This is a genomic window from Streptomyces graminilatus (genome assembly GCF_001418565.1).
GTDB lineage: Bacteria > Actinomycetota > Actinomycetes > Streptomycetales > Streptomycetaceae > Streptomyces > Streptomyces graminilatus.
Map to the genome: position 1 here is coordinate 1 of NZ_LIQQ01000169.1, position 10,786 is coordinate 10,786.

Below are 10,786 nucleotides of genomic sequence, written 5' to 3' on the forward strand. Positions count from 1 at the left end.
AGAGGGATCGGGCAGAGGGATGGGCCGCGTGCGCGCCGCGACTCCTTCGGGCGACTATCTGAGGCGTATGTCATGAATGCCTGATTTGATTATTGGTGGCCAGTGGCACCCCGACTGGCCGCCGCGTCCACCGCTGGGCAGCCCCTGCGCGCCCCCCTCCCCACGCGGCGCCCTTCCCGCACGTCGTCCCCTGCCTGTGAAAGGACGTGTCCGGTCATGACCACCAACACCAAGAAGAAGACAGCCGCGCCGACCCGGAAGTCGGCATCCGCCCGGAAGTCGGTATCCGCCCGGAAGCCGGCACCCGCCCGGAAGCCGGCATCCGCTCCGAAGCCGGCATCCGTCCGGGACCGGCCGTCGCCCGAAGAGGTCACGCCACTGCGGGGTTACGACCCCGGCTTCCTGGGCGAGCAGATAGAGATCCCGCAACTCGCCGCGGAGATCAGCGGTAACGCGGTGCGGCTCGACGGCTCCGAGGTCATCCCCTACACGCACTTCTCGCTCACGCTCAGCAAGAAGCGCCACTTCCCGATCTGGGTCGGGTGGAACATCGACGGCGGCTCCCTCAAGCGGCTCAGCCGGTCGGGTATCGCCTTCACCAAGGACCCCAGGCTCCCGGCGAACACCCAGGTGGGCAACGAGCTGTACGAGGCCGACCGTCTCGACCGCGGCCACATAGCGCGCCGCGCCGATCTGCTGTGGGGCAGCCTGCCGGAAGCGCAGAAGGCGAACGTCGACTCGTTCTTCTATACCAACATCACCCCGCAGATGGACGACTTCAACCAGAGCGCCAAGAACGGGCTGTGGGGGAAGCTGGAGGACGCGCTCTTCGCGGATGTCGAGGTCGCCGACCTGAAGGTCAGCGTCTTCGGGGGACCGGTCTTCCAGGACGACGACCGTGTCTTCCGGGGCGTCCAGCTCCCTCGCGAGTTCTGGAAGGTCCTCGTCTTCGTCGAAGGGGGCGAACTGAAGACCAAGGCGTTCGTGCTCACCCAGAACCTGAACCACCTCGAAGTTTTCGGCCTGGAGGAGTTCCGCGTCTTCCAGGTCACGCTCGGCGAAATCGAGGAACGCGCCCACATCCGCTTCCCCTCCTCCCTCCACAAGGGAGACAAGCTGGTCGTGTCCGAGGCGGTGGGCGAGCGAACGCCGCTGGAGAGTCTGGCCGACATCCACTGGGCCTGATCTCCCGGAGTCACGACAGCGAGCCGACGACCGACTCGGGCATGCCCCGTCCGCCCTGTGCGGGACGGGGGCATGCCCGAGCGGGCGTTTGAGCCTCCCGGCGTCCGGCGCGACCACGCCCGCCGGAAGCTGATGCCGGATCACCCATATGGGCCTAATGTGATAAATGAGCACGGGTCGGTCCCCCATGGGGTCCCTCATGGAAGGAACCAGGGAAGGAACCAAGGAAGGAACCAGGGAAGGAACCAAGGACATGACGCATGATCAGCACACGCCTGTGTCGAACCAGCCCGAAGAACTCTCGGCCCTCGCCGCGGAGCAGCCGCTCTTCCGCGCCCCGTCGGAGGGCGTGGCGGGAACAGCCGCCCCGCCGGAACCGGACGACGGCCTGGAACACGTGGAAGGCTACGGGCGCCCGGAGTACGACGCGCTCTCCGCCGAGGTGTGGACGGCGCCCACCGCCGTACTGCCCGACATCGGTGAGGCCTCGTTCGGCCCGCCGCACCCGGTGGTCGAGACCGTTCACGGACCGGACGACCGCGTCCAGATCACGAACACGGAGATCTATCCGTGGCGGGCGCACGCGTCGTTGCTCATCACCGCCGCCGACAACTCCCGATGGATCGGCACCGCGTGGTTCATCGGGCCGCACACGCTCGCGACGGCCGGCCACGTGGTGCACATCAAGAACAGCGGTGTGCCCGGACGCGACGGATGGGTCAAGAGCATCCAGGTCATGCCGGGCCGCAACGGCACGACGCTGCCGTACGGCTCCGTCACCAGTACCAACTTCCGCTCGGTGACGGGCTGGACGCAGTCCGGGGACGAGAACTACGACTACGGCGCCATCATCATCCCCACGGAACTGGGCTCCACCACCGGATGGTTCGGCTTCGGGGCGTGGCCGGACGCGGATCTGCTCAAGTCCGTCGGCAACATCTCCGGGTATCCCGGCGACCAGCCCCCGGGGACACAGTGGTACGACGGCCGTGCCATCAGCTCGGTGAACCCGCTGAAGGTGTACTACGACATCGACACGGCCGGCGGACAGAGCGGCAGCGCGGTGTACCGCATAGTCGACGGAGCCCGCTACGGCATCGCGGTGCACGCCTACGGCGGGGCGACCACCAACTCCGGTACCAGGATCACCAGGCCTGTCTACGACAACCTGTCGAACTGGACCGCATGACACACCTGATCACCGGCGTGGTGCGGGACGCGACCGGCAACCCTGTTCCGGACGCCAGCGTGTACCTCACCGCCGGACCGGAACCGTATCCCGACATCGCCGTACTGTCCGCCGCGGACGGGAGCTTCAGGCTCGCCGTCCGCGCCGACGGCGTCTACACCGTCCAGTGCAGGACCCCGGACGGCAGCGTCTCGGAGACGAGTGTGACCGCGGGCGGCGATCGGCCGGCCAGGGCGACGCTCCGTATCTGAGGTCTGTCGGGCTCACTGGATCGGATCGCTCACTGGATCGGGGAGTCGGGCGGGGAGAGGCGGATGGTGCGGTCGCGGTCCACGGATTCGACGCCGTCGACCGCCTTCAGCGCCGGGACGCGGTCCTCGGCGATGGTTCCCGACAGCGTGCCCAGCGTCGGCTGCTCGGCCTTGACGGTCAGCCCGGCCCGTCGCGCCGCGTCGACCACCTCCGCGAACCGGTCGGGGTCGACCGCGAGGACGACCCCGACCGGCTCGGACTGCGAGGACTCGTTCACGAAGACCCGTTCACGGGGCCTGGAGCAGACCCGAGCCGACGTCCTTGACCGGCTGCGTCAGCGGCAGCGCGCCGGCCAGCAGAGCGGCCATGAGATCGGCGGCGGAGGCGTTGGGGTTCGCCTGGGCGAGCAGTGCGAGGACACCCGCGACGTGCGGCGTGGCCATGCTGGTGCCCATGAACCGGTCGTACCCGCCGCCAGGGACGGACGAGTGGACGTCGACACCCGGCGCGGCGATGTTGACCTCGCCGCCCTGGCCGTTGATACCGGCACAGGAGAAGAACGCCGTCCTCAGAGCCTTGTCGAGCGCGCCCACCGCGAGGATGGAGGGGCAGTTGGCGGGCCGGCCGACGGGCTTGACGACCCCCGGCCGCCGGCTCTCGTTGCCCGCGGCGGCGACGATCACGGTCCCGCGTTCGAGTGCGCGCCGGGCCAGGATCTCGTACGTCTGCGGGAAGAGCTCACCCGGCTCGACCGGAGCGCCGAGCGACATGGAGATCACCCGTGCGCCTCGGGCGACCGCCCAGGCCATGCCCGCCAGGATCTGGCCGTCGGTGCCGCTGCCCGCGTTGCTGAGCACCTTTCCGGCGAGAATCCGGGCCCCGGGTGCCACGCCGTAGCGGGGCCCCTGATGGGGGTGGGCCGGGCCCGCGACAGTGCCGATGCAGTGAGTGCCGTGGCCGAAGCCGTCCTCGACGGTCTCGCCGAGCACGAAGGACGCCGTCTCCTCGATACACCCGACCAGGTCAGGGTGGTCGGTGTCCACGCCGGTGTCGAGAACGGCGACCTTCACGCCGTGTCCGGTCATGCCGGAGATGGTGGCCCTGATCGCCTGGAGGCCCCAGGTCGCGTTCTGCTCGTCCCAGGCCGGGCCCAGGGACGCGGCGGCTTCGGCCGCGCTGTGCCGGACGACCACTTCCTCGTCGCTGCGGTAGGCCGGGAAGAACGCGGTCGGCGCCTGGTTCGGGGCCATGATCTGCGAGGCGTAGACCATCCGCTCCGGCTCCGCCGCGAGGATGGAGGGGTCCGCCTCGGCGGTGGTCACCAGTGCGTGGCGCTGCTCGGGTCGCACTTCCACGACGGCGGCGGCGAGGTCCTCGAAGTGCACGGAGACGTCGGGGCGCTCAAGGAGTTCGGCGACGTTCACGGTCTCGGTTCCCCGGACACGTTCCACGGGCGCGATGCCGGCGGCGGAACGCAGCGCGTTCAACCCGCTCTCCTGGTTGTTCGGGTCGAGCAGGACCACGTACCTGCCTGTGTACTCCGTGCCCTGGCCCTCGGGGGAGCCACTGGGCCGATTGGGCTGCCCGACGAAGAAGTGCCTGTCCATGGGGCCGTTCGCCATTGAATTTCCCGCTCTCTGTGTGTTCCCCGAGGCAGCGGCACACGCCGACGCACACGGCGGCCCCAGGCTCCGGGGATGGTGGGCCGGTGAAGTGTGCGGGGACGTGGGGTCGCGGAACGGCCGCTTGTCGATGCGTGAGCCGTCACCTGCGGGTTCGTCCCCGCGGGGCCGCCGTATCGGCAGCGCCTTCCCGTCCACCGTCGCACTGGGTACATGGGCCCGCAACACGGCGCGATGTCAGCAGTTCTTGAAGCGTCAACTGCCACTTGTGGCGCAGAGATTGACAGCGGGGCGATCCTCGCGGCGCCACTCGGGCTCTGTCGTCCGACTTCGCCGCGGAATCATCACATCCTGGCCCGCCGTCGACGAGGCGGCGGTCCCTGACGTTCAGCCGACCGGCGGGGGTGCTACCGCCACTCAGGGGGGTGGGGCTCGCCGCCGGGTTGGCGAGGATGGGCGATGGACGATGCGATCGCCGTGCTGCCCGGCCCCCTGACCGGGCAGCACGGAACCCTCGTACGTCCGGCAGACCGCAATCCCCCCGTTGCCAGGGTCTGTCGGACCTTCCAGGGCCGCCGCCGCGTGATGTCCCCCCACACCGCCGCGGCGGCGGCCGTCAGATTCCGTGCTCCCTGGTGCTCCCCGGTCAGAGGCTCTGGTCAGAGGCTGACGAGCTGCCAGTCCTGGTTGGAGCCGCCGGTGGTCGGCCACTGGACGACGGCCGCTCCGTCGGCGGTGGAGGCGCCGCCGACGTCGGCGCACCAGCCGGTACGGACGTTCACGAGCCGGTGGTAGCCGCTGGTCGCCGAGGGGACCAGCTTCCACCACTGGTTGTCGCCGCCGTTGTCGGCCTCCTGGGTCAGGGTGGCGCCCTGGGTGCCGCTGGGGCTCTGGAGCAGCTTGCCGCTCTTGACGTTGAGCAGCCGGAACGATCCGTCGGTGTTCGGCAGCAGGGTCCACTGCTGGTTGGTCCCGCCGCCGTAGGGCCACTGGATGAGCGTGGCGCCGTCGGCGGTGGAGGCGTTGGCGACGTCCAGCGCCTTGCCGCTGTTGCGGTTGGTCACCTTGTAGGTGCCCAGGTCCGCGAGGAAGGGCCGGTCGTAGACCTCAAGGCTGCGGATGGACGCGTACACGTTGGTGGGCAGCCCGGTGACCGTGACCCGGACGTACCGCGCCTGGGCCTGGAACACAGCCGTCTGGACCTGGCTCGTACTGGTGGTGGCGGAGTTGTCGACGAGGGTGGTCCAGGTGCTGTTGTCGGTCGAACCCTCGATCTTGTACTGGTAGTTGGTCTTGTCCAGCTCCCAGGCGATCCGGGCCCCGTTCAGCGAGCGGGACGAGCCGAGGTCGACCTTCAGCCAGTGACCGGTGTTGCCGTCGTTGGCGCACCAGCGGGTGGCGGTGGCCCCGTCGACCGCCTTGGCCGCCGTGTTGCCCTTCGAGGTCTCCTCGCTGTCTGCGGTCGCCGTCTTGCCCGCGGCGATGTCGACGGGCTGCACCGGCCGGTCCAGCGTGAAGCCGACGACGCTGTCCTGGGGGTGGGTGGTGCGGTCGATGCCGTTGACCGTGACCTTGCCGTCCGAGGACACCGAGAACGACAGGTTGGCGCCCGAGCGCACATCGAAGACGCGCGTGACCTGGGCGTCCCCGATGGACGGGGTGGTGAAGCCGGTGCCGCTGTAGCCGGGCAGCAGGTGGGCGTAGAAGGTGTTGTCCTTGTACGTGAACCCGTACTGGCCGTCGACCGGGTTCCACGGCCCGCCACGGGTGCCGTAGATCGACTGGCCGCAGGCGGTCATGAAGGTGCCGATCTGCCGGAGCAGGGCGGCCTGGGCGTCGGGCACGGTGCCGTGCCGGTCCGGGCCGACGTTGACCATCACGGTCATGTTCCGCACCCAGCAGTTGACCAGGATGTTCAGCGCGGTGGCGTAGCTCATGACGGCGGTGTTGGAGTAGCCCCATGTGCCACCGACGCTGAAGACCTTCTCGACGAGCCTGCCCGTGCGGATCGCGCCGCTCGGGACGCCCGGGCCCTCGTCGCTGTCGTAGTCGCCCTTCCAGCCGGAGCGCGAGGTCGCGACGATGTCGGGCTGGTGCTTGCGGACCATGCCCATCAGCCCCAGGGGCTTGCCACTTGAGTCCGTCTCGCCGTAAGTGGCGTCCACCTGCCACTGGTTGGCGCTGTCGCGGAACTGGCCGGGCTCCCAGAAGAACGCGCCGTCGGCGTCGCTGCCCTGCTCGGCGATCCAGCCGCCGTCCCACCACAGGTCGTCGATCACGCCGTACTGGGTGACCAGCTCCTTGATCGACTGGTACACCTCGGTCTTCATGATCCGCGCGTTCTCCTTGTGCGCCGGATCGGTGGTGTAACCGAAGGGGTTGCTCGCGCAGTTGGTGCCGGTGACGTCGTAATAACCGGGGTAGCGCCAGTTGATGGGCGAGTAGTACAGGCCGACCTTCAGTCCGGCCGCCCGTACCGCCGCCACGTAGTCCTTGACGAAGTCGCGGTTGAGCGGGGCCTGTCCGGAGCTCCAGGCGTTGGGGTGGTTCAGCGGCCACAGCGCGAACCCGTCGTGGTGACGGGTCGTCAGGGTCGCGTACTTCGCCCCGAAGTCCTTCGCCAACTGCGCCCAGGCCGCCGGGTTGTAGGCGTCCGCGGTGAACTGCTGGCTCGTCGCGTCGGTGACGTACTTCTTGTAATTCGCGGGCGTGACAGGCCCGTTGTGCATCCACCACTCGCCGTTGGCCGGACCCGCGTACGGACCCCAGTGGATGAACATGCCCAGCTTGGCGTCCATCAGCCACTGGATCTTGGAGTCCGGCTGCTGTTCCAGGCCCAGGTCGACCTGGGGGATCCGCAGCGGAGGCAGCGGCAGGGGGTTGGCGGCCGTCGCCGCGAACGCGGGTGTGGCCAGCGCGGTGGAGCCGACGGTGGCGGCAACCGTCATGGCGGCCATACCGGCGAGAACTGATCTGCGTGAGATGGATTCCGGCACGGTGTGTCGTCCTGTTCGATCGTCGGAACCCGCCCGGATCGGCGGCTCAGGGCGTGGCTATGGCGCGGCCCGGCCATAGACCGGAGGCCTGTTGAGACCTCCGACCTATCGGCCGGTCCGCCAATACATGGGACGTATTAATGGGCACGAAACACGCCTGTGTCTAGACCCGTGACGTGATTCTCCCTGCAATCCTCGCGAAGTTCCTGGTAGTTGCCCTGGCTGCCGAATCAAACATTGGATGTATTGGCGGGAGATTCGGGTCAGTTCGTCGCGCGGAAGGTGGCGTCGGCGCGTTCGGTCGACTACTGGTGCTGACACGAAGTGCTATCAAGCCCCCGCCGCGACAGCGCCGAGTGACGCCGTCGCGGCGGGGGGCAGGGATGGGACAGGGGACCGCCGGATCAGGAGGCGAACGGTGTGGATCCGTCGTCCGTGGCGATGCGCCACAGATGGTCCGCCGTGCCGTTGTCGTCCCATTGCACGACCGGGGCACCGGACGTGGTGGACATGCTCTGGACGCCCAGGACCAGCCCACTGTTCTTGTTGACGATCTTGGAGTAGCCGCCGCCCGCGTCCACCAGCGACCACAGGTGGTCGGAGGAGAGGTTGTCGCCCCACTGCAGTGCGACGGCGCCGGCCGTTCTGGAGCCGTCCTTGATGCCGAGGACCTGGCCGCTGTTGGCGTTGAAGATCTTGTAGTAGCCGTTCTCGGCGGGGACGATCCTCCACCGGTGGTTGGCCGTGGTGTCGGCCGTCTGCTGCTGGGCGGCGCCACCGGCGTTGATCGAGGAGCCGGAGATGCCGAGCTCCAGGTTGCTGTTCTTGTTGACGATCCTCACGGCCGGGGTCTCCGGGTACCAGGACTCCAGCTCGGTGACGCCGACGAACTTGCCTGCCTGGGGGGTGAAAGCGACCCGGAACTGGGAGGTGGTGACCGTCGGGAACGTCACCTCGTTCGCGCCGTTCGCAACCGGCGCGGCCGGGCTCCTGGTCTGGTTCGGGACGTTCACCCACGAGCCGTTGTCGAGGTACTGGACGGTGTAGCTCGCCGGGACGCGGATGTTCGCGCCGTCGTCGTAGGTGTAGAACCTCACCTCGTTGATCTTCCGGGGCGCGCCGAAGTCGACGCCGAGGTGGTCGGTGGCGTTCGGTGAACCGGAGTTGGTCCAGCGGTCGTCGGGGACCTTGTCGTAGCGGATCCAGCCGTCCGTCGCCCGCAGCGGGGCGTCGAACGTGGTCGGCTTGCAGGTCTGGCCGCTGTGGCAGTGCGGGCCGTTGGAGACGGTGTTGGTGTAGGAGGCGAAGGCCTTCGGGAAGGGCTGGGTGACGGCGCGGCCCAGCCAGTCCTGCTCGGCGGTCAGCGGGTTGGCGGCCACGTTCATCAGCCGGGCGGGCTGCGCCGGAGTGACCGGGGCGGCCACGTTCACGGTGGTGTTGCCGATCGTCGACGACTGGTGGATGCGTACGCCGTCCTGGAAGACCTGCAGGCCGCTGCCCTTGCCGTAGTGCGAGCCGTCCCGGTCCCAGCGGATCGAGTAGGTGTGCCCGTGGTAGGGGAGGCTCTCCACCGCGAACCAGTCCCAGCCCGACGGGATCAGCGGCTTCAGCACCAGCGTGTTGTCCGCCTGCGGCTTGATGCCCAACAGGCCGCTGAGCACGAGGTCGTTGAAGCTGGAGTGGTTGTAGTTCTCACTGAAGTCGAGCCCGTCGTAGATCCAGTCGCCCGTGTCACCGTTGGCTGCCTCGGCGATGTAGGGCTTGCCGTTCTTGTGCTGGAGGTCGGCGAACTGGGAGAGCAGGCTCTGGTAGTCGGCCTTGGTGATGTCGTTCTGGGCGGGGTAGTCCTGGAGCAGGTTCGCCAGCCCGGTGAGGACCTGGCTCGTCTGGTAGGGCCAGCTCGGGCCGTTCCAGTGGCAGCAGTTGGCGTCGTCGCGGTTCTGCTGGGCCGGTATCGCCTCGTAGTTGAAGTACGGGTTCGCCGTGATCCGGTCCAGCTCGGCGAAGCCGGTGCCCTTCGTGAACTTCAGCGTGTTGGCGCCGGCCTTCATCGGGATCTGCACGGTCACGGACTTGGACTCCGCGAACTGGCCCCAACTGCCGCCGGGGGCGTAGCTGACCGTGATCGGGTTGGCGGTGTCGCCGTTCACCACGACCTTGTGGGTCGACGTGGCGGAGGTGGCGTTGGCGTAGTGGACCGTCACCGGGTACGTGCCGTTGCCGGGCGCGTCCACGGTGAAGGTGACCGCGCTGTCGTCGAAGTCGATCTGCCCGACGTACTGGCCGCCCGAAGCCGTCGACGAGCTGAACAGGTTGGCGTGGGTGCGGGTGGCCTGCTCCGCCTCGAAGTCGTGTACCCGCTCCAGGGTCGTGGGCCCGAACGGAGCCTTGAACCGCTTGGCGTCCATCAGGTACTTCCACGCCGGCGAGTACTGCGCGTCCGGCAGGTTGAACGCCCACGGGGCGTATCCCATCAGCTCCCGCCAGGTCGTCCTGGTCTGCTTCAGGGCGCCGTTGGTGCCGTCCGTGTTGTAGACCTGCATGAAGAACTTGCGCTGCGGATCCCAGAGCGAGTTCTGCACGGCGGCCTTGATCTGCGCTGCCTTGGCGTCGTAGTCGTTCGCGGTCGCCGTGTCCCCGGTCATGGCGGCGATCTTGCTGATCGCCTGGGCCGCGCCGAACATGTACGCGTTGATCGTGGGCCGGTACCCGCGTCCGCCACTGAACCAGTTGCTGCTCTTCATCGACGTCTCGGTGTACTCCGTGGCGTCGGACAGCGGGGACTGCTGGTACAGGTCGTCGGTCGACTGGGCGCCGTTCACCGTGACGTTGTTGTCGAAGTTGGAGTCCCACCGCTTGTACAGGGCGATGAGGTGGGGGAGCTCGGACTTGATCTGTGCGGCGTCCCCGGTGACGAGATACCGCTGGTACGCGGCGCTCGTGATCCACTCGCTGAAGTTCCGTACGCCCGGGTTGCCCGCCCCGCGCAGCCAGAAGTCCAGGTAGTCACCCGCGTAGTCGCGGTCGCGCAGCCAGCGCCCGTCCAGCAGGTGGTAGCCGGTCGCGTCCGGCAGCGCGGTGTACGGGTTCCCGGCGTAGCCGATCGGTACGTCGTACTCGGTCGACACGTACCCCGTGCCCGGCACCGTGTAGCGCAGCGCGCGCTTGTAGGTGCTCCACCGGTAGTAGTAGACGTCGTCGATGTCGTTGTCGGGGGTGTCGACGAAGGGGATGTTGTCCTTGTACCACTGCCGCTCGTCGAGCTGGTTGGCGGCCAGGATCGCGTCCTTGTCGAGCGCGACCGCGTTGGGGTCGTCGGCGGCCTGGGCGGGGGCTGCCCCGGGCCCTGCGGTCAGCAGGGTCGTGGAGAGCATCGAGCCGCACAGCACGGCCACGAGGCGGTTGCTGAATCTGAACCGGTGACGCATTGAGGTGTCCTCCATTGGGCACTCATGCGGATAACTGGATTCGGAATACCGGACGTGGTTCGGTATTCCGAATATCGGTAGTGGCTGATCCGTGGGTGGAGCGGGGTGGGGTGG

The 10,786-nt window shown here is 68.3% G+C and carries 7 protein-coding genes; 3 read left to right on the top strand and 4 right to left on the bottom strand.

The genetic code is table 11. From position 1 onward, the window contains the following. Positions 1-216 precede the first annotated feature (216 nt). From AOK08_RS16060 to AOK08_RS16070, 3 genes are all read left to right on the top strand, one after another. Complete coding sequence (locus AOK08_RS16060; protein WP_079054051.1) at positions 217-1,185, top strand: DNA/RNA non-specific endonuclease; 969 nt, start codon at positions 217-219, stop codon at positions 1,183-1,185. Positions 1,186-1,438: 253 nt separating this feature from the next. After that, positions 1,439-2,374 (top strand): trypsin-like serine peptidase, encoded by a 936-nt coding sequence (locus AOK08_RS16065; RefSeq protein ID WP_055526247.1) that lies wholly within the window; start codon positions 1,439-1,441, stop codon positions 2,372-2,374. Then, positions 2,371-2,625, top strand: a complete 255-nt coding sequence (locus AOK08_RS16070) for a carboxypeptidase-like regulatory domain-containing protein (protein WP_055526248.1) — start codon at positions 2,371-2,373, stop codon at positions 2,623-2,625. Before AOK08_RS16065 ends, AOK08_RS16070 begins: the two co-directional genes overlap by 4 nt. Before the next feature lie 29 nt (positions 2,626-2,654). On the opposite strand, the gene AOK08_RS16075 is transcribed toward AOK08_RS16070, so the two are convergent. The 4 genes from AOK08_RS16075 to AOK08_RS16090 form a co-directional block, all read right to left on the bottom strand. After that, complete coding sequence (locus AOK08_RS16075; RefSeq protein ID WP_055526249.1) at positions 2,655-2,903, bottom strand: hypothetical protein; 249 nt, start codon at positions 2,901-2,903, stop codon at positions 2,655-2,657. A 10-nt stretch (positions 2,904-2,913) separates the two neighbouring features. Continuing rightward, positions 2,914-4,248 carry a S8 family peptidase gene (locus AOK08_RS16080; RefSeq protein WP_055526250.1) on the bottom strand — a complete coding sequence of 445 codons (1,335 nt, stop codon included), beginning with the start codon at positions 4,246-4,248 and terminating at the stop codon, positions 2,914-2,916. Between the two features lie 659 nt (positions 4,249-4,907). Then, a complete protein-coding gene (locus AOK08_RS16085) occupies positions 4,908-7,244 on the bottom strand; it encodes an alpha-L-fucosidase (protein ID WP_055526251.1) in 2,337 nt (778 codons plus the stop codon). Positions 7,245-7,648: 404 nt separating this feature from the next. Further along, on the bottom strand, positions 7,649-10,672 hold the full coding sequence (locus AOK08_RS16090) for an MGH1-like glycoside hydrolase domain-containing protein (protein ID WP_055526253.1): 3,024 nt from the start codon (positions 10,670-10,672) through the stop codon (positions 7,649-7,651). Between the last annotated feature and the right edge of the window lie 114 nt (positions 10,673-10,786).